General features: G+C 57.6%; 28 protein-coding genes. 15 read left to right on the top strand and 13 right to left on the bottom strand.

The window, feature by feature from the left end:
* Window positions 1-6 precede the first annotated feature (6 nt).
* From SynPROS71_RS03845 to cbbX, 4 genes are read left to right on the top strand one after another with little or no spacing between them, the layout of a single operon-like run.
* Window positions 7-1,506, top strand: a complete 1,500-nt coding sequence (locus tag SynPROS71_RS03845; protein ID WP_186596760.1) for an NADH-quinone oxidoreductase subunit M — start codon at window positions 7-9, stop codon at window positions 1,504-1,506.
* Window positions 1,503-2,648, top strand: coding sequence for a CO2 hydration protein (locus SynPROS71_RS03850; protein WP_186596762.1), 1,146 nt, complete (start codon window positions 1,503-1,505; stop codon window positions 2,646-2,648). Before SynPROS71_RS03845 ends, SynPROS71_RS03850 begins: the two co-directional genes overlap by 4 nt.
* 27 nt (window positions 2,649-2,675) lie before the next feature.
* Entirely contained in the window at window positions 2,676-2,927 is a 252-nt protein-coding gene (locus SynPROS71_RS03855; RefSeq protein WP_186596764.1) for a 4a-hydroxytetrahydrobiopterin dehydratase, read from the top strand.
* A complete protein-coding gene (gene cbbX / locus SynPROS71_RS03860) occupies window positions 2,911-3,834 on the top strand; it encodes a CbbX protein (RefSeq protein ID WP_186596766.1) in 924 nt (307 codons plus the stop codon). The genes SynPROS71_RS03855 and cbbX overlap by 17 nt, the downstream gene beginning before the upstream one ends.
* A 9-nt stretch (window positions 3,835-3,843) precedes the next feature.
* On the opposite strand, the gene SynPROS71_RS03865 is transcribed toward cbbX, so the two are convergent.
* The 3 genes from SynPROS71_RS03865 to SynPROS71_RS03875 form a co-directional block, all read right to left on the bottom strand.
* A complete protein-coding gene (locus tag SynPROS71_RS03865; RefSeq protein WP_186584491.1) occupies window positions 3,844-4,071 on the bottom strand; it encodes a DUF3136 domain-containing protein in 228 nt (75 codons plus the stop codon).
* Window positions 4,072-4,113: 42 nt separating this feature from the next.
* Window positions 4,114-4,608: a hypothetical protein gene (locus SynPROS71_RS03870; protein ID WP_186596768.1), complete on the bottom strand. Its 495-nt coding sequence runs from the start codon at window positions 4,606-4,608 to the stop codon at window positions 4,114-4,116.
* Between the two features lie 105 nt (window positions 4,609-4,713).
* Window positions 4,714-5,112, bottom strand: a complete 399-nt coding sequence (locus SynPROS71_RS03875; RefSeq protein ID WP_186596770.1) for a RidA family protein — start codon at window positions 5,110-5,112, stop codon at window positions 4,714-4,716.
* Between SynPROS71_RS03875 and SynPROS71_RS03880 the strand changes: the two genes are divergently transcribed.
* Window positions 5,111-6,241 carry an ABC transporter ATP-binding protein gene (locus tag SynPROS71_RS03880; RefSeq protein WP_186596772.1) on the top strand — a complete coding sequence of 377 codons (1,131 nt, stop codon included), beginning with the start codon at window positions 5,111-5,113 and terminating at the stop codon, window positions 6,239-6,241. The genes SynPROS71_RS03875 and SynPROS71_RS03880 overlap by 2 nt on opposite strands.
* On the opposite strand, the gene gloB is transcribed toward SynPROS71_RS03880, so the two are convergent.
* On the bottom strand, window positions 6,216-6,983 hold the full coding sequence (gloB, locus tag SynPROS71_RS03885) for a hydroxyacylglutathione hydrolase (RefSeq protein ID WP_186596774.1): 768 nt from the start codon (window positions 6,981-6,983) through the stop codon (window positions 6,216-6,218). The two genes, SynPROS71_RS03880 and gloB, sit on opposite strands and share 26 nt — an antisense overlap.
* A gap of 29 nt (window positions 6,984-7,012) precedes the next feature.
* On the opposite strand from gloB, the gene hisG reads away from it, so the two are divergent.
* Both hisG and SynPROS71_RS03895 read left to right on the top strand, forming a co-directional pair.
* Complete coding sequence (gene hisG / locus SynPROS71_RS03890; RefSeq protein WP_186597854.1) at window positions 7,013-7,666, top strand: ATP phosphoribosyltransferase; 654 nt, start codon at window positions 7,013-7,015, stop codon at window positions 7,664-7,666.
* Window positions 7,666-9,495: an ABC transporter ATP-binding protein gene (locus SynPROS71_RS03895; protein ID WP_186596776.1), complete on the top strand. Its 1,830-nt coding sequence runs from the start codon at window positions 7,666-7,668 to the stop codon at window positions 9,493-9,495. The genes hisG and SynPROS71_RS03895 overlap by 1 nt, the downstream gene beginning before the upstream one ends.
* Here the strand turns inward: SynPROS71_RS03895 and SynPROS71_RS03900 are convergent.
* A complete protein-coding gene (locus SynPROS71_RS03900; RefSeq protein ID WP_186596778.1) occupies window positions 9,468-10,223 on the bottom strand; it encodes an alpha/beta fold hydrolase in 756 nt (251 codons plus the stop codon). The genes SynPROS71_RS03895 and SynPROS71_RS03900 overlap by 28 nt on opposite strands.
* 79 nt (window positions 10,224-10,302) lie before the next feature.
* Between SynPROS71_RS03900 and SynPROS71_RS03905 the strand changes: the two genes are divergently transcribed.
* Complete coding sequence (locus tag SynPROS71_RS03905; protein ID WP_186596780.1) at window positions 10,303-10,806, top strand: GNAT family N-acetyltransferase; 504 nt, start codon at window positions 10,303-10,305, stop codon at window positions 10,804-10,806.
* Here SynPROS71_RS03905 and SynPROS71_RS03910 read toward each other — a convergent pair.
* The 3 genes from SynPROS71_RS03910 to SynPROS71_RS03920 are packed head-to-tail and all read right to left on the bottom strand — an operon-like array spanning window position 10,803 to window position 13,296.
* The gene (locus SynPROS71_RS03910; RefSeq protein ID WP_186596782.1) at window positions 10,803-11,504 is read right to left on the bottom strand and encodes a TIGR04283 family arsenosugar biosynthesis glycosyltransferase; all 702 of its coding nucleotides are present in this window, start codon (window positions 11,502-11,504) and stop codon (window positions 10,803-10,805) included. The genes SynPROS71_RS03905 and SynPROS71_RS03910 overlap by 4 nt on opposite strands.
* A complete protein-coding gene (locus SynPROS71_RS03915) occupies window positions 11,501-12,145 on the bottom strand; it encodes a TIGR04282 family arsenosugar biosynthesis glycosyltransferase (protein WP_186596784.1) in 645 nt (214 codons plus the stop codon). Before SynPROS71_RS03915 ends, SynPROS71_RS03910 begins: the two co-directional genes overlap by 4 nt.
* A complete protein-coding gene (locus SynPROS71_RS03920; protein WP_186596786.1) occupies window positions 12,142-13,296 on the bottom strand; it encodes a trypsin-like peptidase domain-containing protein in 1,155 nt (384 codons plus the stop codon). Before SynPROS71_RS03920 ends, SynPROS71_RS03915 begins: the two co-directional genes overlap by 4 nt.
* An 87-nt stretch (window positions 13,297-13,383) precedes the next feature.
* On the opposite strand from SynPROS71_RS03920, the gene dnaA reads away from it, so the two are divergent.
* Window positions 13,384-14,778, top strand: a complete 1,395-nt coding sequence (gene dnaA / locus SynPROS71_RS03925; RefSeq protein WP_186596788.1) for a chromosomal replication initiator protein DnaA — start codon at window positions 13,384-13,386, stop codon at window positions 14,776-14,778.
* Here dnaA and SynPROS71_RS03930 read toward each other — a convergent pair.
* The 3 genes from SynPROS71_RS03930 to SynPROS71_RS03940 are packed head-to-tail and all read right to left on the bottom strand — an operon-like array spanning window position 14,775 to window position 16,168.
* The gene (locus SynPROS71_RS03930; RefSeq protein ID WP_186597855.1) at window positions 14,775-15,428 is read right to left on the bottom strand and encodes a ParB-like protein; all 654 of its coding nucleotides are present in this window, start codon (window positions 15,426-15,428) and stop codon (window positions 14,775-14,777) included. The genes dnaA and SynPROS71_RS03930 overlap by 4 nt on opposite strands.
* A gap of 44 nt (window positions 15,429-15,472) precedes the next feature.
* A complete protein-coding gene (locus SynPROS71_RS03935) occupies window positions 15,473-15,961 on the bottom strand; it encodes a DUF2808 domain-containing protein (protein WP_255442355.1) in 489 nt (162 codons plus the stop codon).
* Window positions 15,962-16,003: 42 nt separating this feature from the next.
* Entirely contained in the window at window positions 16,004-16,168 is a 165-nt protein-coding gene (locus SynPROS71_RS03940; protein WP_255442356.1) for a hypothetical protein, read from the bottom strand.
* A 227-nt stretch (window positions 16,169-16,395) separates the two neighbouring features.
* On the opposite strand from SynPROS71_RS03940, the gene gorA reads away from it, so the two are divergent.
* The 6 genes from gorA to SynPROS71_RS03970 all read left to right on the top strand — a co-directional run bounded on the left by gorA (window position 16,396) and on the right by SynPROS71_RS03970 (window position 20,229).
* A complete protein-coding gene (gene gorA / locus SynPROS71_RS03945; protein ID WP_186596794.1) occupies window positions 16,396-17,760 on the top strand; it encodes a glutathione-disulfide reductase in 1,365 nt (454 codons plus the stop codon).
* Window positions 17,761-17,846: 86 nt separating this feature from the next.
* Window positions 17,847-18,368, top strand: coding sequence for a MotA/TolQ/ExbB proton channel family protein (locus tag SynPROS71_RS03950; RefSeq protein WP_186596796.1), 522 nt, complete (start codon window positions 17,847-17,849; stop codon window positions 18,366-18,368).
* Window positions 18,368-18,730, top strand: a complete 363-nt coding sequence (locus SynPROS71_RS03955; RefSeq protein WP_186596798.1) for a hypothetical protein — start codon at window positions 18,368-18,370, stop codon at window positions 18,728-18,730. Before SynPROS71_RS03950 ends, SynPROS71_RS03955 begins: the two co-directional genes overlap by 1 nt.
* Window positions 18,727-19,086 carry a hypothetical protein gene (locus tag SynPROS71_RS03960; protein ID WP_186596800.1) on the top strand — a complete coding sequence of 120 codons (360 nt, stop codon included), beginning with the start codon at window positions 18,727-18,729 and terminating at the stop codon, window positions 19,084-19,086. Before SynPROS71_RS03955 ends, SynPROS71_RS03960 begins: the two co-directional genes overlap by 4 nt.
* Window positions 19,049-19,693, top strand: coding sequence for a hypothetical protein (locus SynPROS71_RS03965; protein WP_186596802.1), 645 nt, complete (start codon window positions 19,049-19,051; stop codon window positions 19,691-19,693). Before SynPROS71_RS03960 ends, SynPROS71_RS03965 begins: the two co-directional genes overlap by 38 nt.
* 65 nt (window positions 19,694-19,758) lie before the next feature.
* Entirely contained in the window at window positions 19,759-20,229 is a 471-nt protein-coding gene (locus SynPROS71_RS03970; RefSeq protein WP_186596804.1) for a hypothetical protein, read from the top strand.
* Here the strand turns inward: SynPROS71_RS03970 and SynPROS71_RS03975 are convergent.
* Window positions 20,226-21,746, bottom strand: a complete 1,521-nt coding sequence (locus SynPROS71_RS03975) for a GMC oxidoreductase (protein ID WP_186596805.1) — start codon at window positions 21,744-21,746, stop codon at window positions 20,226-20,228. The genes SynPROS71_RS03970 and SynPROS71_RS03975 overlap by 4 nt on opposite strands.
* Before the next feature lie 39 nt (window positions 21,747-21,785).
* Entirely contained in the window at window positions 21,786-22,391 is a 606-nt protein-coding gene (locus SynPROS71_RS03980; RefSeq protein ID WP_186584569.1) for a heme-copper oxidase subunit III, read from the bottom strand.
* Between the last annotated feature and the right edge of the window lie 2 nt (window positions 22,392-22,393).

The following is a 22,393-nucleotide window of genomic DNA, read 5'->3' on the forward strand; positions in this document are numbered from 1 at the left end:
GTTGCCATGCTTACGATTCTTCTTTTAATTCCCTTCCTCGGAGCACTGATGATCAGTGTTTTGCCTCCGGATGATTCCGGCAGGAATCGATCACTTGCCCTGGTCGTTCTTGCTGCTCAGTGTATTTACAGCTTTGCATTGTTAATCCCTTTCCGGTCATTAGATGCTGGACAGCAGCTTGTTGATAGTGTGCCTTGGCTTCCAGTTGTCGGCCTTGATTTCAGTCTCGGTGTGGACGGTTTGTCCCTTCCGCTTGTGCTGATGAATGCCGTCCTCTGTTTGGTTGCTGCTTTCGCCTCGCGTTCTGTTGATAATCGTTCCCGGCTTTACTTTTCACTGATCTTGGTGATCAGTGGGGCGGTAAATGGTGCTTTTCTGGCTCAGAACTTACTTCTATTTTTCATATTTTACGAGCTGGAGCTGATTCCCTTGTGGCTGCTGATCGCGATTTGGGGAGGCGCAAATCGAGCCTATGCGTCAACAAAGTTTTTGGTTATAACTGCAGTCTCGGGAATCCTTATTCTTGCTGCATTCCTAGGCATTGCTCTGATTACCGGTTCTGCAGATTTTGGGATTCGTCCAATTCTTGCTGGGCAGATGAGCTTACTAACCCAGTTGATTTTGATGGGCGCTCTCCTCGTTGGATTCGGCATCAAAATTCCTTTGTTTCCATTCCATACCTGGTTGCCTGACGCCCATACAGAGGCTTCAACACCGGTCTCTGTGTTGCTTGCAGGTGTTCTCCTCAAGCTGGGTACTTATGGTCTGCTGCGTTTCTGCCTGGGGCTCTTCCCCGAGGCTTGGTCTGTTGCCGCGCCATGGCTGGCTGGATGGGCGGCGATTTCGGTGTTGTATGGATCTCTCGCTGCCATCGCGCAATCAGACATGAAGCGCATGGTTGCCTACAGCTCGGTTGGGCATATGGGATATGTGTTGCTCGCGGCAGCTGCTGCAACGCCTTTGGCGATTATGGGTGCTCTCTTTCAGATGGTGAGCCATGGCCTGATCTCTGCAGTGCTGTTTCTGGCGGTTGGGGTCGTCTATGAACGAACGGGAACACGCGATCTCAATGTTCTCCGAGGATTGTTGAATCCTCAGCGAGGATTGCCTCTCACTGGGACACTCATGATTATTGGCGTGATGGCCAGTGCGGGTATTCCAGGGATGGCGGGCTTCATCTCCGAGTTCTTGATCTTCAAGGGGAGTTTCGAGCCCTTTCCCCTTGCCACCCTGTTTTCGATGATTGGTTCTGGTCTGACGGCGGTGTATTTCCTTTTGCTGGTTAATCGTGCCTTTTTTGGTCGGCTTGCAACGGTCTCAGGCGCCACTCCCAATCCGTCAATTCTCGGTAGGGTTCCGTTGGGTCAGCAGATTCCAGCATTGTCCATGTCTCTGCTGATCCTCATCCTTGGCTTGGCTCCCCACCTTTTGGTCGGACTCAGTCAGGCAGCTACGACACAGCTGAGTGAACTTGCCGCGCTGGTTCCAACAGGAGGTTTCGCATGATCACCACACCTCAACCGCTGCTCCAAAACCCAGCACAGGGTCTGCCTGATCAGGATGAACTCATTCGGCGTCTGCTGTCCGATACTCCCCTCCTGGCTGATACCGCTGATCACCTGTTGCAGGTTGTCAATGTTCTTGAAAGCTATGGTCTCGTTCTCGATGCCTATAGTCGAAATCTGATTCATCAAGGTAAAACTCAACTTCTCAATCCTTTCCCCGCATTCCGGTTTTTCCACGAAGGTTTTTCCATTGAACGTCTTTGGAATCATCTTCTTGGTGATCGTATCAATTTTGAATACGCTGAATACTGTCAGAAGGCGATGTTTTGGCATGGTACCGGCGGTATGGATGCGTATTTCGATTCGGATGAATTCCAAACTGCCTGTCAGCAGGTGATTGGTTTGCGAAGCCGTCGTGATCCATTGCTGCGGCTTGTCAATGCTCTTTATCCAGGATTCGCTCCGGAAGCGATCCGCTCGATGACCACGATTTACGCCCTTGGCCTGTTTTGGCGGGTGATGAGTGATGTGTTTATTGATCTTGCTCGTCGCTATCGAATCGGTGAAGTGGCTTGTGTTCTCGATGTCGTGCATCACATCCGTGATGGTCTTGTTGCTGCAGCTGCAAACCCAATCACTTACGAGGTGACTCTGGGGAAGGAGTCCGTGTGGCTGCTGCCGCCGCAGGCTGGGCTTACATTTCTTGTGGATGTGGCGGTTCCCTACGTGGAGGCTGTCTTCTTCCGTGGGATGCCATTCCTGGGCACGGTGTCATACAACGCTCAGGCCCGTCAGATCTCCCCTGATCAGAGTCAATTTAAATATGGTGCGCTGTATGCCGATCCCGTGCCCAGCATGGGGGCTGGGATTCCTCCAAGTCTTTGCATGCAGGATATGTACCGGAATCTTCCAGAGGAGTTGAGTTCCTGGTATGAGTCCCATGGCCGCTCTGACGCTGATGTGCACGTGCAGATCTGTGTGAGCTTTCAGAAGTCAATGTTCTGCGTTACGAATGCCGCCATTGCAGGCACCATGCCTCACCCCCTGGAGAGCTCGGATCCTGCTCATCAGGAGGCGAATCGCGCCTACGCTGGTGCTTGGGCTGGACGTCTGATGGGATGTCAACGAGGGGCTCTCCTCTAGCTTTCTTTCAGTTGGTCTGAAGCAGGAATGGATCAGTGGAACGAGCGCAAGCGTCCGGTTTGTCTTGAAAAGCGCTTTGAATTCTCAACCTATGGGGAAACTCGCGATTTTCTTGATCGCCTTGGATGCTTGAGTGAAGCTCAAGACCGCTTCCCCGATCTCAGCTTTGGCAAGACTTACGTCAACGTAACCCTGCGACCGTTGAGTGACGCTGAGGATGCAGCGTTGACAACCGACGACCACGCATTCGCCCAACGCATCGATGAGCTCGTTGATTGATCTCGCTTCTTCCTTCCACTCTTCCGGTGTTGCAGACGTTCTTCAGCAGCTTGATCAGGAGTTGATTGGTCTGCGTCCAGTTAAGACCCGCATTCGTGAGATTGCAGCCTTGTTGCTGGTTGATCAGGCACGGCGACAACTCGACCTGGTCAGTACTGCACCCAGTCTCCACATGTCCTTTACTGGTCAGCCTGGTACTGGGAAAACATCCGTGGCACTCCGCATGTCACTGATTCTGCATCGTTTGGGTTATCTCAGAAAAGGCCATGTCGTGACTGTTACGCGTGATGATTTAGTGGGGCAATACGTTGGCCATACAGCGCCTAAAACAAAAGAGATGATCAAGAGAGCCCATGGTGGAGTTCTTTTTATTGATGAAGCTTATTATCTTTACAAGCCTGGTAACGAACGTGATTATGGCGCTGAAGCGATTGAAATACTCTTGCAGGAGATGGAGTCACAGCGCAATGATCTTGTTGTGATTTTTGCTGGGTATAAAGATAAAATGAACGAGTTTTACCAATCCAATCCAGGCTTGTCCTCGCGCGTTGCTCATCATATTGATTTTCCGGACTATAATGAATCCGAATTATTGAAAATTACCACCTTGTTGTTGCACCAGCAGCAATACGAATTCAGCGCCGATGCTGTTGATGCTTTTAAAGCCTATATATCCAGGCGACGCCAGCTTCCTTTTTTCGCCAATGCTCGCTCCATGCGTAACGCAGTGGATCGCCTTCGTCTGAGGCAGGCCAATCGGCTGTTTTCGCAAATGCACAGCCCTGTGGAACGCAATGATTTGGTCACAATTGAGGCTGCCGATGTGCTGTCCAGTCGCGTGTTTCAGGGCGTTGTGGAGGGTGAGGATCCCTCCCTGCCTCTCACTGAGCCCCCGACTGTTGCTTGAGGTGCAGCGTCATGTAGGGCTGGCCTGCTCGAGGTCCCGCCGGATCAATGCCATCAGGTATGACGGCGCTTTGTAGCGTCCGGGTAGGCAGCGGTTGAGAGTCTCGAGGTGTCCCCAGCACACGGTTCTCTCGATCTCTTTGACCTCCCGCCCTTCCTTCAGGAGTCTTCGTAAAGCCTTGCAGTACAAGGGGTAACCCGCTTCCAGTTCGCCGATGGTCAGCTTGGCCTGGGGCATGAGGGTTGCTCGGGTGCAACTCTCAACCTATGAAACCGTCGGTCAGCTGTTGGGTCCAAGGCCTGCGAGGTGAAGGACCAATTGGCTGCTATGCGCTTTGGCGATCGCTTCGATGGTTTCAATCGGGTCCTGCAGCCAGCGAGCCACCTGAAGCATGGCCTTGAGATCGAGCGGTTGTGCCATCGACTGTTCGCCAATTCCGCTCAACCGGCACAATGCCATCCGCTCGACGCCTTGTTCCTCGAGCCAGAGTCTCAAGGGGACGCTGAGCTGTCGGTTGCAGGCTTCGATCCATAGATCCCAGTCACCTCCAAGGCCCTCCCCATCGTCGATGGGAATTTGCAGGCTGATCTGCAGGCTTTCACTGGGATCAAGCAGGGTGACGCTGGCTCGATGGGGGGTGAGCGCTGAATAGAGACGCTGCCAGCCGTGATTCACAAGCGATTGCGTCGCTTCCTCTCGTGCATTCAGCCAGGGGACCAGCCCCTCTGACGCTTGTTGACCAGCCTGTCCAGAGGAATGGAGCAACGCGTCCATAGCCAGCTTGAGTGATTGCTAAGGCACTAAGGGATGGACGCGTTTCCATGGCGTTGGCCCCGACACTTCATGCTGAGATCCGCATGGGTCGGGGCTCCTCGACGTTCAGCCCACGTAGGCAATGCAATCGATCTCGACTCGTGATCCCTTGGGCAATGCAGCCACCTGGACGCAGGCTCTGGCAGGACTGACCCCATCGCCGAATCGTTCGGCATAGATCGCATTGACCGCTTGGAAATCGTTCAGATCCACCAGGTACACCGTTGTGCGCACGACTCGGGATGGATCGGTGCCTGCTGCTTTCAGCACAGCATCAAGGTTTTTCAGCACCTGGCGCGTTTCTGCTTCCACATCGCCTCCACCCACCATGTCTCCGCTGATGGGGTCGAGGGGAATCTGCCCGGAGCAGTACAGCCAACCATTGGCTTGAACCGCCTGGTTATAAGGACCCACCGGAGCTGGAGCTTGGTCGGTGATCACGGCCTGAAGCGGCGCTGCGGACATGGTCGAGCTTCACAATGAAACTGCATCTTCGCGTTTCGTGCCGATGGGGGCGTTGCCCGTTGAGATCGATGGCCTCTGGCATCGCTATGGCGGATCCGCTGATGATTGGACCCTTCAGGGGATTGATCTCAAGCTTCACAACGGGGAGTTGGTGGGCTTGTTGGGGCCGTCCGGCTGCGGGAAAACCACGTTGTTGCGGTTAATTGCCGGTTTTGAGACCCCCACCCGCGGGGTTGTGCGCCTCCACGGTCGCGATGTGGCGACCCCAGGGCGATCTCTGGCCCCAGAGCGGCGTGGTGTGGGCATGGTGTTTCAGGACTATGCGCTGTTCCCGCATCTCAATGCCTGGGACAACACCTGCTTTGGCCTGCGCCGCGGACAGGACTCAAGCCGGGCTACTTGGCTTTTGGAATTGCTCGGCCTTGAGCGGCTCCAGCAGCGCTATCCCCATGAACTGTCGGGTGGGCAGCGACAGCGCTTGGCCCTGGCACGTGCTCTGGCACCCGCCCCGTCGGTGGTGCTTCTGGATGAACCGTTCTCCAATCTTGATGTGGAGGTCAGGTTGCGGTTACGCAGTGAACTCCCCGCCGTGCTGAGTGCTTGTAATGCCAGCGGAGTGCTTGTCACCCACGACCCTGAAGAGGCATTGGCGATCTGTCATCGCGTGGCTGTTCTGCGCGATGGTTCCCTGCATCAGTGCGCCAGCCCAAGAGAGCTTGTGGAATCACCGGCCACTCCCTTTGTCGGTCGCTTTGTGTTGCAGAGCAATGTGCTGCCGGTTTGGGTTGAGCCTTCAGCGGGTTGTTTGCGTTGCCCTCTCGGCGATCTGGAAGATCCCGGAGGCCTTGGGGAAGGATCACTCCCCGCGAACGCCACCGTGCTCGTTGCTCCAGAAGCCATTGCGCTGCGCCCTGATCCTTCAGGTGAGGACTGCGTGATGGGACGGGAATTCCTTGGCCATGGCTGGCTCTACAGAGTGCAGAGCGGAGAGCGTCAGCTTCGCCTTCTCAGACCGCTCACCGAAGATTACGGGCGAGGACTGCGCTGTCAGCTGCAGCTCCAACCGGGTATCACCGTGCTGCTGCACCCGCAACGCAAGACTCTCAGAAGCCTTTCCAATCATCTTTGAGCTGCCGCAAACGACCGAGTTCTGTCGCTGATTGCGCTTGGAGGAAGAGGTTGGACCGACGTTCCTCAGCGATTGTGCTCGGGACAGTGAGCTGCTTCTGACTCCTGAGCTCAACGACCTCTCTGAGTCGCGCTGTGATCGCTTGGTCTTCAGGTTTGAGTGCGTGCGCCCAGCGGAGATTGCCCTCTGTGTACTCATGGGCGCAGTACACACGTGTGGAATCAGGGAGTGCGGCGAATTTCTGTAAGGCCCTGTGCATCTCGTCGGGAGAGCCCTCAAACAGGCGGCCGCATCCTCCGCTGAACATGGTGTCGCCGCAGAAGAGCGCAGGGGTTTGTTCGGTTGCTGAACATCCCTCTGGAAGGAAAAAGGCGAGATGGGCGCTGGTATGGGCCCGCACATCGATGACGTCCACGGGCACGCCCAGTAACTGGATTTGTGCCCCGGCAGAGACAGGTTGCGTCTGGAAGGGAATTCGGCGTCGGTCCTGTTCTGAGGCGATCACAGCAGCGTTTGGCCAGTGATGAAGCAGGCCTGGGGTGCCACCAATGTGATCAGCGTGGTGATGGGTCTGAAGGACAGCGATCAAGGTCAGCTGCTGCTCCTGCAGGGTCTGAATCACTGGCTCGGCAACGGCGGGATCCACGACAACGGCCTCCGATCCCCGTGACCAGATCCAGATGATGTTGTCCTGCAGGACAGGTAGAGGCTGAATGGCTTCCCTCTCCAGCGTCAGGCTCATCGTTAAAGTCCGAGATGTTGCTCACGTCCATGATCACCGTTGCACTGGCCAAGGGCGCGCTGTTGCGGGATTCGGTTGAACGATTCCGAATGGCCGGTCTGGACTTTTCAGCGGTTCTTGATCCCGACAACCGTCAGTTGATGGTTCCCTCCACCTGCGGACGGGCTAGAGCTCTGCTTGTGCGCAACGGTGATGTGCCTGTTTATGTGGCTTACGGGCAAGCCCAGCTTGGAATTGTGGGCTACGACGTGCTTCGTGAACACCAAATGCCTGTGGCCCATCTCGTGGATCTTGGCTTCGGAGGCTGCAGGATGTCTGTGGCTGTCAAGGACACCAGCGGTTACACCAGAGCCACGGATCTCCCTCCGCATTGCAGGGTGGCCAGCAAGTTCACTCGATGCGCGCGTCAGTACTTTGATTCCATTGATCTTCCCGTTGAGCTTGTTCATCTCACGGGTTCTGTGGAACTAGGCCCGATCACTGGCATTGCTGAAGCCATCGTTGACCTTGTGGCCACCGGGCGCACATTGCGTGACAACGGTCTGGTGGCCATCGAGGATCTGTTTCATACGACCGCTCGGCTTGTCGGTCATCCGCTTGCTCTGCGACTGGATCAGGGAGAGCTTCAAGGCATCATCGACACCATGCAGCGCTCTCCGCAAGATGCGGTGGGTGTGAGCTGATGGCGGGATCAGATCTGCAACGAATCCGCCGGCTGGGCCGTTATCTCGGACGTGACCGAGGCCGTCTCCTGCTCACACTGACGTTGTTGGTGCCATTGGCTTTGGCTGGAGCCATCCAACCTCTCCTCGTCGGTCAGGCGATTTCAGTGCTTCGCACCGTGGCTGGTGCCACGAATGAGTCGGTTCTTCCGGCTCTTCAAGCGTTGGACAGCACGATGGCGATCCGCCTGATCATCGGCACGCTGTTGTTATCAGTGTTGCTGCGCCTCGCTCTGCAGGGGTACCAATCGTTCAATATTCAAACTGTGGGGCAGCGTCTGACGGCGCGGATCCGGCGTGATTTGTTTGCTCATGCCATGGATTTATCGCTCCGATTCCATGACCGAATGCCAGTTGGAAAGCTTCTCACCAGGCTGACCAGTGACGTCGACGCTCTGGCTGAAGTGTTCGGCAGTGGTGCTGTGGGTGTGCTCGGAGATCTGGTGTCACTCACGGTGATCGCCATCTCCATGCTGCTGATTGAGTGGCGACTCGGATTGCTTCTCCTCGTCACACAAGTTCCGGTCACTCTTTTCATCCTCTGGCTTCAGCGTCGCTACCGCAAGGCGAATTACAGAGTGCGAGAAGAACTCTCCCAGCTGAATGCTGAATTTCAGGAAAATCTTCAGGGGCTGGAAGTGGTGCAGATGTACAGGCGGGAAGCTTTCAATGGTGCCCGTTTTGAAACCACTGGTTTGGCGTACAGAAAGGCTGTGAATGGAACGATTTTTTACGACAGCAGCATTTCCGCATTTCTGGAATGGGTGTCGCTCGGCGCGGTCGCAATCGTTCTCGCTCTGGGGGGATGGATGGTCACAGCAGGGGCGATGGGGCTGGGCACGCTCACCACATTCATCCTCTACTCACAGCGTCTGTTCGATCCCCTTCGCCAGATGGCTGAACGTTTCACTCAGATCCAGGGTGGGCTGACGGCTGTGGAGCGCATCGGTGAGTTGCTCGAGGAGCCCCTCGAGATCCAGAAGCAACCAATCTCTGCGGATGGCGTTCAGCAATCCACCAACACCAAGCCACTTCAACTCATCCAAGCGCAACGAGGGGAAGTGATTTTCGACAACGTGCATTTCGCTTATCGCCCTGACGAACCGATCCTTGAAGACCTCAGTTTCCGCATTGCACCCGGGGAGCATGTTGCGTTGGTCGGCCCAACCGGTTCCGGGAAGACGACGGTGATCCGTTTGCTTTGCCGTCTTTATGAACCCCAGCGGGGGAGGATCCTGCTGGATGGCGAAGACATCCGCAGCCTCTCTCTTTCCGATTTGCGTCATCAGCTCGGAGTGGTTCTGCAGGACACCTTTCTCTTCAGCGGCAGCATCGCCGACAACCTGCGGCTTGATCAGACCATCGACGATCAGAAGCTGGAGGACATCTGCAGGGATCTCGGTCTCACTGGTCTTCTCAATCGCCTACCGGATGGACTCGACACAGAACTCCGGGAAAGGGGTGGAAATCTCAGCTCAGGAGAGAGGCAGCTCTTGGCAGTTGCACGGGTCGCCATTCGCAATCCCACGGTGTTGGTGATGGATGAAGCCACTGCGTTTCTCGACCCTTCCACCGAAGCCACCCTGCAACGTGATCTGGATCGGCTTTTGGAACGACGAACGGCTGTGGTGATCGCGCACCGTTTGGCCACTGTGGAAGCGGCAGACCGGATTCTGGTGTTACGCCGTGGTCGCCTGATCGAGCAGGGAAGCCATCTCCAGCTTCGAGCCCAAGGGGGGTTGTATGCCGAACTGGCCGATCTTCAGGAACGTGGTCTGGCCAGGCTCTGATCGACCAACCAAGTTTCGATCACAGTGCACAACTCCTCGGGTTGCTCCTGCATCGGCAGATGCCCGCAGTTCGCAATCTCACGGTAGTCGTGACCAGGGCTGTACCCGGCCAGGTGGCGGACATAACCCGGCTCCATCACCTGATCACGCTCCCCACCGATCCAGAGGCTGTTCACTGAAAGCCGTGCCACCATCCCTGGTAGTTGGCGAACAGCTCCCCTGCTGGTGCTGTTCACAAGAAGCCCCCGGGCAGCGCGACTCTCGGCCCGTACCGGACCCAAGCGTCCCAAAGGAGGAGGCAGTCTCTTGAGCACGTCCGGTCGTAGGTCAATCACGCGTCGTCCGATCGAGCGCAGTTGCCGGAACGGTTTGGGCTGATAAATGCCTCCCCCCGCTGCCACGCAAACGAGGCCACGCAAGCCTGGCTCGGCGTCCCTGCGCAGTGCGGCTTCCGCGTGCAGCACCACGCTCCCTCCAAGGGAATGACCCATGAGGATGAATGGCCGACCTGCTGCTCGCTCCAGAGCCTGAGCGGCCAACCAACGTCCATAGGCCGCCAGCGTGGGCAGAAGCGCCTTGAAGCGAACGCAGTCTCCAAATCCAGGCAGGTCCGGACACCACAAGCTGACAGGGATGCCCCGCTGTTCCCAGGTCTGCACAAATGGTTCCCAGACCTGTCGGCTCAGCATCCAGCCATGCACGGCGATCAGCAGGGGAGCGTCGTTCATCAGAGCGTCAAAGGCGAGACCAGCCTGCCGTCTTCTCGGCCTCCGGTGCGTCAAGATCACACCAAAGCAGCACTTGCAGGTGATCAGCGGTTCCTCCCTCACGCCAGAAACTCTGCAGGCCATGTATGGCGAACAAGCCAAGCTGTGCACGTCTCCCAACGAGCAGCTGACTCTGGTGTTCAGTCAGCACCGGACTTTCGATCTCGTGGAGCTGGAGCAGCTTCTGGAAGCGGTGGGTTGGAGCCGTCGGCCTGTGCGCAGGGTTCGCAAGGCCCTTGATCACAGCCTTCTGCGGGTTGGTCTGTGGCGTCATGACGCGCGGATTCCCCGATTGATTGGATTTGCCCGCTGCACTGGTGATGGGGTGCTTGAGGCCACCATCTGGGATGTGGCCGTGCATCCCCTTTATCAGGGGGCAGGCCTCGGTAAGCAGCTCATGGATTACATCCTCGATTGCTTGCGCACGATGGGCACAGAGCGCGCCACCCTGTTCGCGGATCCAGGTGTGTTGCCGTTCTACCAACGGCTGGGCTGGGACCTGGAGCCCGGCGGTCATCGTTGTGGCTTTTGGTACGCCAACTAAGACGCGTAGTAGTCGCGGGCCAGCGTTTCCAGGGAAACACCTTGTTTCCATCTCCGTTTGAGCTTGAAGTTCTGCAAGCTGCGCCGGAGCACACCACAGCGGTCCCAGCGACGGCCATCGGTGATCAAGGGGGTGTGCAGAGGACGCAAGCTTGCGATCTTGCTCAGTCGTTCCACCAGGTCGAGGTCTTCCATCAAGGGGACATCGGCGAACCCACCAGAGCGCGCGTAGAGGGTCTGGTGAAGCAGAAGTCCCTGGTCTCCATAAGGCCTTTGCAGCCACCGGCTACGAAGGGCGACAGCCTTGGCCAGTAGGTGCCTCATCGGGGTTCCAGGCTGGATCTGGAGATCGAAATACCAGGCGGATGCTGCTGCCTGCGGTGAGAGCAGAACCGAACGGATGCGTTCAGCCCAAGACTTCGGCAGACGACTGTCTGCATGGAGAAACAGCAACCATGTCCCGGATGCCTGGCGGGCGCCTGCGGCAAGCTGATGGCCTCTGCCGGCCGGTTCCACGGCGATCACGTGGGCTCCGCTGAGTCGAGCGATCGCAAGACTGCCATCGATGCTGCCTCCATCAGCGATCACCAGTTCGTGATTGCTGGTTCCTTGCTGGAGATCCGCCAGCAACAACGGCAGTCTTTCGCTCTCATTCAGGCAAGGAATCACCACACTCAGGGATGGGATCGCCTGGGTCATGCCAGCCAACCCTGAAGATCGCCGATCGTATCGATGTCGTTGCGCCAGCTCAGCAACTCCGGTGTGATCCCCCGCTGCTGTGCTCTTTCAACGGTCAGCGTGCAGACAGCATCCGTTCCCCAGGGGATGGAGTGAAAGGCCCAGTGAGGGTCCTGCTCCTCTGCAGCCAGCCCCAGAAGCCAGTAACCCCCATCCTGCGACGGTCCAAGCACCAAGGATGAACGTTTCAGTTTGTCGATGGCGATCAGCAGGTCCTGCTGATGCAGATCCGGCAGATCGGTGCCGATCAGGATCACCGGGGTGGAGGAGCGGTGAGCTCGAGCCCTGAGCACTTCATGACAGAGACGGTTGCCCAAGCCGCCACGACTCTGGGCATGGATGGAAAGGCCTTGCTGCGAGGCAAGCCAACGCCGACAGGCTTTCTGGCCTGCTCCGCTCACAGCGATTCGAGCCTCGAGAACCCCTGATTGGGCGAGGGTTGCGGCCACGGCCACCGTATGACTGATCAAACGGGCCTGAATCCTTGCGGCAGATTCATCCCCAAGGGTTGCGGCCAGGCGTCGCTTGCAGCGCCCGCTGGCAGGCCAGCGGGTCATCACGACCAGCGTGGGCAGGCCAGCGGCTTCACCCTCAAGGATCATTGCTGTCTGGGGAGTTCTTCGGGTGTCACGTTGAGGGTGAGGCGTTCTCCGTCTCGCTCCACCACGATTGGCATCTCCTCACCGACGCGACCACGGTCAACAGCCAGCTGGACCTGCGATGGGTCCTGCACTTCAGTGCCGTTCACGTCGCGGATCAGGTCGCACGGCTTGATTCCCGCTTCCGCTGCGGGGCTGTTCTCCACAACTTCGATCACAAGCACCCCGTTGAGTTCAGGCACCTTGCACAGATCGATGGTGGCATTGATCTCCTTGGCAAGCTGAGGGGTGAGGCTCTGCAGCCTTACGCCGATGAAGGGATGGGAGGCCTGGCCGGTGCTGATGATCTGCTGAGCGATCCTCTTGGCGAGATTGATCGGAATCGCAAAGCTCAAGCCAGCGCCTGGTGCCTGCCGGATGGCCGTGTTGATGCCGATCACCTGGCCTGAGGCATTGATCAGGGGACCACCGCTGTTGCCGGGATTCACGGCTGCATCGGTCTGGATGTAAGGGACCCGCTGTCCTTCCCCGACCGCATTGGTGCGGTCCACGGCACTGATGATTCCTGCGGTGACCGTGTTGTTCAGTCCCAGGGGGTTGCCGATGGCAATCGCCCACTCCCCAGGCTTGAGATCATTGGAATTCCCCAAAGGAGCCACTGGGAGTTTGTCGGCCACAACGCGCACCACGGCCACATCCGTGAGCGGATCCCCGCCGAGAACTCGACCACTGAAACTGCGTCCATCGGGAAGGGTGACCGACACCTGATCAGCACCCTCCACCACGTGGGCGTTGGTGAAGATCAACCCATCGGATCGGGTGATGAAGCCGGATCCTTGTCCAGCCTGCTTCTGGATGGGTGCCCGGCCTCCGAACAGGTTGCCGAGCGGGCTTGCCACACTTTTGAGGGTATCGATGCGCACCACGGCAGGTCCCACACGGTCCACCGCTTCCACGATCACGTTGTCTCCGGGTTTCAGCGGCGCTGATCGCGGCCCGTCACTCACCTCCGGCATGGGCTGGGCGACAGGTTCCTTCTCAAGACCGATGCGCTGCCGCCAGGACCCATCGCAACTGCTGAGACTCGCGCTCAGGAGGCCAAGGCTCAGCGCGGGCAAGATTGGCTGTCGGGGACGCTTGATGGCGGAAGCCATGAGAGGGGATGTTGTGCTCAGTGCCTCATTAAAGACGGATTGCTCGACGGAGAGTGCGTAGATTCAGCTCCGCAAGGCCGGAGGGGTGTGGAGCTGACGGGAAGTGAACTTTGGAGCAAGGTTCAGCAGACCCTTCAGAGCAACCTCAGCAAACCCACCTTTGAGACCTGGATCAGGCCGGCCCAGTGCAGCACTTTCAAGGACGGAACGCTCACCCTGCTCGCGCCCAACAGCTTTGCGAGCAACTGGCTTCGAAAGAATTACGCCGGCACGATCGCTGATGTCGCTGGTGAGATTGTCGGTCGTTCAGTGGTGGTGATGGTTGAGGCTCGTGACGTTGAGCCCCGGGCGGAAAGCCCTACCACCCGGAGGCCTGCAGCGACTGCAGAGTCCGCACCGTCGCCGCCTTCCGCCGAGACGGTGACCACGGCTCCCAAGGCACCACGCCGTCTTCCCGGTTTGAACATGCGCTATGTGTTCAACCGATTCGTTGTGGGGCCGAACAGCCGGATGGCCCATGCAGCGGCTCTGGCCGTCGCTGAAGCACCAGGACGCGAATTCAATCCACTGTTCATCTGCGGCGGTGTTGGCCTTGGGAAGACCCATCTGATGCAAGCCATCGGCCATTACAGGCTTGAAATCGATCCTGAGGCGAGGGTCTTTTATGTCTCCACCGAAACCTTTACGAATGATCTAATCGTTGCGATCCGACGAGACGGAATGCAGGCGTTTCGCGACCGCTATCGAGCTGCTGATCTGATCTTGGTGGATGACATTCAGTTCATCGAGGGCAAGGAATATACGCAGGAAGAGTTTTTTCATACCTTCAACGCTCTTCATGAAGCGGGTCGTCAGATTGTGATTGCTAGTGACCGACCCCCAAGTCAAATTCCCAGGCTTCAGGAGCGTTTGATCTCCAGGTTTTCCATGGGGCTGATTGCCGATATCCAGGCACCGGATTTGGAAACCCGGATGGCCATCCTGCAGAAGAAAGCAGAACAGGAGCGTGTGGCACTGCCCCGAGACCTCATTCAGTACATCTCTGGTCGTTTTACGTCCAACATCCGGGAGCTGGAAGGGGCACTCACTCGGGCTGTCGCTTTCGCGTCCATCACGGGCATGCCGATGACGGTTGAATCCGTGGCCCCAATGCTTGATCCCAGCGGACAAGGTGTTGAGGTGACCCCGCAACAGGTCATCGACAAGGTCTCCGAGGTGTTCGGAGTCAGTGTTGATGACATGCGGAGCAGCAGCCGCCGACGGGCAGTCAGCCAGGCCCGGCAGGTGGGAATGTTCCTGATGCGACAAGGGACAGGCCTCAGCCTTCCACGAATCGGTGACACCTTTGGAGGTAAAGATCACACAACGGTGATGTATGCCATTGAACAGATCGAGAAAAAATTGTCCAGTGATCCGCAACTGGCTAGTCAGGTGCAGAAAGTGAAGGATCTTCTTCAGATTGATTCCCGCCGGAAGCGTTAACAGGCGCCTCCTTTCCAACCAGCGAGATGACGCGCTGCTTCAGAGCGGGCCAGGCATCGTGCGGCAGGCAACGCTGGCCCCAGTCGGGCGGAGCTGAAGGGAGGTAAAGGCCTGGTGCGCAGCCAACGCCCCCAGCGGAACTCGTGATAAGGGATCAGGGGTTGTGGTTTGATCACGCCTTCTTTCTTCAGTTTCCATACCAGGCTCCGATAGGGATCGTCTTGAAGACCGAGGAGGCTGTGGGGAAGGTCCACGGCAGGCTTGGGCCCATTGCCTCGAGCATCAAAGAGATAGAGCCAGCCGCGCTTCTGAAGCGCCTCGAGCGCTGACTCCCTTGATTCGCTTTCAATCTCGGCAATCACGTAGCCGAAGCAGGCGACGGACCGGTCAAGTTCGAGAAGAGCCCGCAGCCTGTGGTGGCGATCCACCATCCAGAGCTGCCCCAGACGGTTGCGAACCAGTGGGACTGGTTTTCCGCGAAGATAGCGACGTTTGTCTTTCGGACTTTGGGTCTGGAAATCCTGCTGTCGGCTCCACACTTCTGAGAGCCCAATGCACATCTGCGTGGGCTGAAGGTCGTTGACCCTCACCTCGAAAAGATCGTGGTCGCTGTCGTAATCAGGTATGGAGTCGTATTGAGGAAGTTGCAGGAAACCCCCTAACTCAGCAAAACCACCCTATGCGCAGCAATGGCTCAATTGGCGTTGAGGATATCCATTTGTACAACCCCGACAACTTGCGGGATGGGATTCGGCCCGAAAGGAATCGCAGCCAGCGTGAAGGTGTAAAGGTCTGAAGGTGGATTGGTTCCAGCCTTGAAGGCAACGGTCACCGTGTTTCCTGGGGGGACAGGTTCTTTGAATTGGACATTGACGGTGCGTGCTTGATTGCTGAATTCAGCAACGGCGGGAATGGCTTGGCCTTCTCGGCGCGGAGTGCCGATAAACGCTTTCACCGGGATCGCCCCGTAAAAGAAGGCGGGCTGAACGCCCCTGATCTGTTCAAGGCTGATACCACCAAGTCCAGCGTCGGCTCCTTCTGGAAAGTCGAGAACCACGTAGTAAATCGCACCCCCTTCAAAGGCGTACCACCTGTAATTCACTAATCGAGCCTTGGTCGGCACTGCGACGAAGCTTGTCTGGCCATTGATTTCCAATGCGCTTGCGGGCAGGGGAGCCAGCATCAGCGTGGTCGCCAGAACGGAGGGAATCAGTCGCATCAGCGATCAGCGCTCGGTTCTCCAGAGATGGGGGGCGAAAAGCACTTCAGCTGGGCTGGAACTGCCTTGCCAGTCTCCAAGTTCGCGCATCAAGGCGAGACAGTCATCACGCTCACCCCCCCGAGCGAGTTCTTTGAGTCTCTGCTTCATGTCGTCTTTGGTGATGATCATGACCAATTCGCGGCGCTGATCAGCCTGCAGAGGAAAGCTGTCCGGGGGGTGGACTCTGCGAAAACGCTTCGAGCTCATGGTGTCTAGGGCAGATATGAAACAACCCTGGCTTGGGTCTTACTCAGACCATAATCAAGCCTTTACGTCCATGCCGTATTCCGGCGCACATCACTTCGTGGGGATCAAGGCGAGCACCCGATCAGAATGATCTGAGACGGAACGTGTTGATGGACCAGGTTTTTGATCTCGTTGTGATCGGCGCCGGCTCAGGTGGTCTTGCCGCTGCCAAGCGAGCTTCGGCCCATGGTGCACGCGTCGCTCTTGTGGAGGGCGACAAAGTTGGGGGGACCTGTGTCATCCGTGGGTGTGTGCCGAAGAAACTGCTTGTGTATGGCTCCAAAGTTTCAGAGCACTTAGCTGATGCACCGAGCTACGGCGTTGATGTGCCCCCAGCCACGATCAACACCTCTGTGCTTCTTCAAGCGGTGCGGGCTGAGGTGGATCGATTAAATACTTTGCATGTGAGCCTCCTCGAGAAAGCGGGAGTGACCCTGGTTCAAGGCTGGGGTCGTTTTCAAGATGCTCACCGCATCGCTGTTTCCTCTAAGCCTGGAGGCGATGTCGAGCACTCTCTGACGGCAGGACGCGTTCTCATCGCTGTAGGAGGACGTCCCCTGCGCCCCTCGATCCCAGGGGCAGAGCTGGGCTGGGTGAGTGACGACATGTTCCTGCTTGAGCGCTTTCCCGAGCATGTTGTGGTGGTGGGTGCTGGTTTCATTGCCTGCGAGTTCGCCTGCATCCTCCGAGGACTTGGCATCGCCGTCACCCAGCTGGTGAGGAGAGATGGTCTGCTGCGTGGTTTCGATCGGGAACTCGCTGCAGCTGTGCAGGAGGGCATGGTGGAGAAGGGAGTGGATCTGCGTTTCTCCACCAGTCCTGCAGCCATTGAGGGCTCGCCCGGCGATCTGGTTCTGGTGACGGATCAAGGCGAGCGGATCCAGGCCGGAGGCGTGCTCCTGGCAACCGGGCGTCAGCCTTTTCTGCAGGGATTGAATCTTGAAGCCGCCGGACTCAGGAGTGAGGGCAGGAAGCTGACGGTGGACGCTGACCAGCGCACCAGTGTTTCCCATATTTTTGCTGTGGGCGATGTGACTGATCGCATCTGCCTCACCCCTGTGGCTGTGGATGAGGGCAGAGCCTTTGCTGATACACAGTTCGGTGGCCGGCCGCGCCAGGTGAATCATGACCTTGTGGCGAGTGCGGTGTTCAGTCAGCCCGAGCTGGCCACCGTCGGCCTTTCTGAAGAAGCCGCGATCAGCCGATTGGGCGCTGATGCTGTGGTGATCCACAGGGCGCGGTTCCGCTCCATGGACCAGGCACTTCCAAAGCGTGGTCCTCGAACTCTGCTCAAGCTGGTCATTGAGGCCGGCACGGACAAGGTGCTGGGCTGTCACATGGTGGGAGAGCATGCCGCTGAAATCATTCAGATGGCCGCGATTGCCGTGGGGATGGGAGCCACCAAAGCCGACTTTGATCGCACCATGGCTCTCCATCCCACCGTGTCAGAGGAATTTGTCACCATGGCTTCGTGATCTTCAGGACATTGCTGTCAAGCTTCGGCGCCACTGCGGGGCCTCGGAAGACCCTTTAATTTGCGCAGAGTTCGTTGTGTCATGCGGTGCTGACTCTCGAGGCTCTGCGTCGTGGAGGCGTGCTGATCGTGCCTCTGATGCTGGTCTCCGTCGCTGTTGCATCGATGGGAGTCGAGCGGTTGCGCTTCTGGTGGCAATGGGGCCGCGGCGATCGTGTCAACTCGGAGCATTCACTGCTTGAACTCGCGCAACTCAAGCCATCGGAAGCATCACTGCGTCAGCAGTTGCTTGTGGCGCGACTCGAGCGCCAGCTCTGTCGTTGGGATGGAGCATTGGAGCTTTGCATGGTTCTGGGGCCTCTCCTTGGGCTGCTGGCCTCGGTGATTGGCCTGATGCAGTTGCTCCAAGCGCTTGGCCCCGGACTCACGCTTCCCTCCCAGGGAGGAGACCTGATCGCCGGTTATGGCCAGGTGCTCATTGGCACAGTCCTCGGCCTTTTGATCGCGGTTTTGGCTCTTTTGGTGCAACGCCTCAATCGTCTGCGCGCCCAAGTGGTTCTCGATGCCTTTTCCGATCGTTGTCTGGAACGCCGTTCCGGCCAGATCTGATGCCTCTCGTTCTTTCGTTCGGTGCCGTTGTGCTGACTCTGATGACGTTCCTCGCATCCCTTCCTTTGGTTGTTCAGCAGACACCCCCAACAAGGCAGCGCAACATCTCAGGCGCTTCTGCGCGGACGCGTTGGCTGGTGGTTCGATCCCTTGGAGGCAGTTGGTACCTCAATGGACAACCCATGTCAGCTGCCTTGCTCAGCAGGCAGCTCGATCAGCGTGAAGGCGGACCGGATGAGCTGCTGTTACTTCCCTCCAGTGCCTTGCCGGCATCGGCAGTCGCCTCCGACCTTGCCTGGCTCAGACGCCAGTCCTCGATCCCGGTGCGTTTGCAGGCTGTTCCGGAAGTGATCGCCCCATGAATCTTCCTCTTGCCCAGCGTCGAGCTCTCGGCTGTTCCGTGGTCTCCTTTTGTCTCACCCTTGGTGCGACGGCGGTTTTGCTTCTCCCCCAGTGGAGGCAACAGCGGCCAGCCACTGAGGGCGTGATCGTGATCCACCTCGCTGCCGATGGTGGTCTGCGTCTATGGAACCAGCCGATTGAGCGATCGATGATCCCGGCTCTGCTCGCTCGCCTGAATCGTCTTGATCCGGACACGCGTCTCCGCCTCTCCCTGGCTCCTCAGGTTTCCTGGGGAGTGGTGCAGGACCTGATTCCGTTCTTCGACTCCAGCTCTCTCGATGTGGATCTTCAACTCCCTGCGGCGACACGCTCCTGAGAGGCTCGCCGTCGTTGCCCTGCCAGTGGCAATCGCGATCGCCGGTCATGCTGCCGTGATTGGAACCAGCACGGTGCTGGCAACGCGGACGACGGAGGAACCCAAGCCTCCAAAGGTTGTCGACAATTCCCGAGAACTTGTGCGTTTGAGTCGGCGCGTGGCACAGAGCCGCTCTGTGGCCGCGGTTGGCCTGAACCTAAGCAATACCCTGCCACCGCCTCCCGCTCCGGATCTTCTGGATGACCTGTCCGAGGGGAAGAAGGATCCAGAGTGCCAACCAGGAAAGAAAGCCGATCAGGGTGATGGAGCGAATCGCCCCGATGGGCAACGTGGGGCGGCACGCCAAAACACGGTGGCGGTGTTAGCACCTCTGGATGTTGAGCAGGTCAGTTCCTTATGGGAGACCGGTGATCCTGTGAACAGCTGGCCTGATGGGTTGGGTGCATTTCCTGATGACTCTGAGGTGCGAGAGGTGCCGCTCGAGGCCTTCAGCCCACGAACCACGTTGCAGTTGAACGCGCTTGTGATCACATCGGCAGACACGCAGTTCCTGCTTCGCGCCAGTGATCAGGCGGTGTGGATCGTCCGTCGATCCTTAATTGAGTAGCAATTCCTACTTGAGAACAGGGTTAAGACCCGTAAGAATGGCGGTTAAGAGATTGTTAATGATGGATGCCGTTATTTGTGCTCGTGCTTCTCGCGTCGTTTGCAGGTGTCACCACAGTGCATGGGGGGGAAGGTTGTGAGGCCACAGCGCATTACCTAGGGAGCTTCGATCCGGATCGTCAGCAAGTGAGCCTCTGCCCTGATGTTGCGATGCAAGGGAAGCGGTCCCTAGGCGAAGTGGCCCGCCATGAGTTTTTTCATGCCATTCAGCACCGCTTCGGTTACGGGGGACAGGGATTTCTTCCTGATGCTTTGCTAACGCCACTGGTGCGCTACGGCATGGATGATCGGGAAGTGATGACCGTGCTCAGCTTGTATTCGGAAGAGGAAGTGAATGGAGAGTTGGAAGCGCGCTTGGCATCAAGGATCATTCCCAATGCACTCATCGCAGGCGGCTTAATTACTGGTGCGGTGATCCATGACGACAATGCGAGCGGACCAATCGGCAAGATTCGGGCATTCTTGCTGCCCCGTTAGCCATCGAAGCGTTGCTTGAGGGCTGCAGCCATGCGTAGTGCTAAGGCGATGGTGGTGAGTCCAGGGCCGACGCTTGGGCAGCTCGGAAACACGCTGGAATCAGCGATGTAGAGGTTGTCGAGCTCGTGGCAACGGCCATCGCCATCGACCACCGATGCAGCGGGATCTTCGCCCATGCGGCATGTACCGCAGGCGTAGCCCACCACGCTCAGTGGCGCTTCACCGCGGGGGTGTGTTGGAGCTTTGGTCACCACCTGGGTGATGGGATCGGATTCGACGGCCGTCAAGGTGTCAATCCATCGATAGACAAGGCGATCGTGGGCTTCGCGATTGTTATGCAAGTAATTAATGCGGATCTGATCATTGTTCAACCACACTTTGTTGTGGGGGTCGGGAAGCACTTCCGTCATGGCCCACCAGGCCACGGAACGGGATGCCAGGCGCTCCAAGCCGAAATCAGGGATCAATTTGCTCACAAGAGAGAGCACCGGTGGTGATTCGGCAAACAGCGCATCCTGCAAAACACCCCCGGCAGCTTGGATGTGACCAAGGGGGAAGCTCACATTCTTATCCCCCCAGTAGTAGTCATTCACGCCCAGTGATCGCGCATAGCGACCGTTGTTCGGTTCAGCTGCCAGCTGGAGAATCGAGGTGAGCTGAAGATTCATCAGATTGCGGCCCACCTGATCAGACCCGTTGTTGAGGCCTCGGGGGTGCTTTTCACTGCTGGAGCGCAGCAAGATCGCAGGCGTATTGATCGCTCCAGCCGCAAGCACAACTACATCCGCTGAGAACAACCAGCTTTCACCGGCGACATCGGCTTCCACCGCTTTCACCTCGCGACCACTTGGATTCACGTGGAGTCGCATCACCCGGGCCATTGACCGCACCTCCAGCTTCTCGGGATCGGCGTTGTCCAGTCCGTACAGCTGGGAGTCCCCGCTGGGGTCTTCTTGGCTGCTCGACCAGCTCAAGGGCAGGTCATAGGGCTGACAACCTTGACGCTTGAGACCTTCCCGCAGGGGCTCAAGAAAGGGCATCAACGGTTTTGGTGCATGGCCGAAGTCACCGCTGCGAGCAGGCTCCGTGGGGTCCACGCCCGATTGTCCATGCACTTGATACAGACTTTCGGCCTGGTCGTAATAGGGGGCCAGGTGTTGGTAACTGAAGGGCCAGCGCGGCGAAATGCCGTCCTGAAGAGGGAGATCGTCGAAGTCCTTCTCGCGCATGCGCTCGAGAACGGCTCCCCAGATCTTGGTGTTACCCCCTAAGGCGTAGGTAGTTTGTGGGGCGATTGGGTCGCCGTCCGGTCCGAACCAACGTTCGTTGCGTGGGTGGTAACGGTCTTTGCGAAAGAGATCAACATCGGCCACGTTCTGATCACTCAGGGCCATGGCTTCCCCGCGTTCAAGCAGGAGCACACGTCGTCCTTGTCGGCTCAGAGCTCCAGCCAGGGTTCCGCCCCCGGCGCCGCTGCCGATGACGATGATGTCGTAGTGGCGATCGTCGATGATCATGGCGGAAGTGTCGTGTTGAAACCGGTTGATGCAGCGAAATCAGTTTGTGCGCTGCCACACGTAAATCAGCACAAAAAGGATGATCCAGATGACATCCACAAAGTGCCAGAACAGGCTCACAGCAGTGACGCCCATGTCTCCTTTTTCGTAGTTTCCCGGGCGGAAGGAGTGAAACAGCATCAACCCCATCAGACCAATGCCAGTAATCACATGCAACCCATGGAATCCAGTTAGGAGGTAAAAAGTTCCTCCGAATACACCGCTGCCAAGTCCGAATTCCAGGCTTGACCATTCAACGTATTGTCCATAAACAAAATAAGCGCCCATCAGCATCGTGATGAACCACACGATTCGGAAGCCCCACAAGTTGCCTTTGTGGAGGTAGCGCTCGGCAAAGTAGGCCACAAAGCTCGAGCTCACCAGCACAATTGTGTTGATGAGCGGCATCCTCACTTCCAGGCCCTCTACGCCTGGAGGAAGCCATTCAGGGGACGTAATTTTAAACAGCGTAAATCCTGCAAAAAATGCCAGAAAGATGATGCTTTCGGAGCAGAGGAAAATGATAAACCCCGTAAGGTTGTGGCCGGAATGCTTGATGTGACCCGGCGTGTGATTGAGTTGTTGGGATGAATCCAAGCTGGTCATGA

This window comes from Synechococcus sp. PROS-7-1, from assembly GCF_014279795.1.
GTDB lineage: Bacteria > Cyanobacteriota > Cyanobacteriia > PCC-6307 > Cyanobiaceae > Synechococcus_C.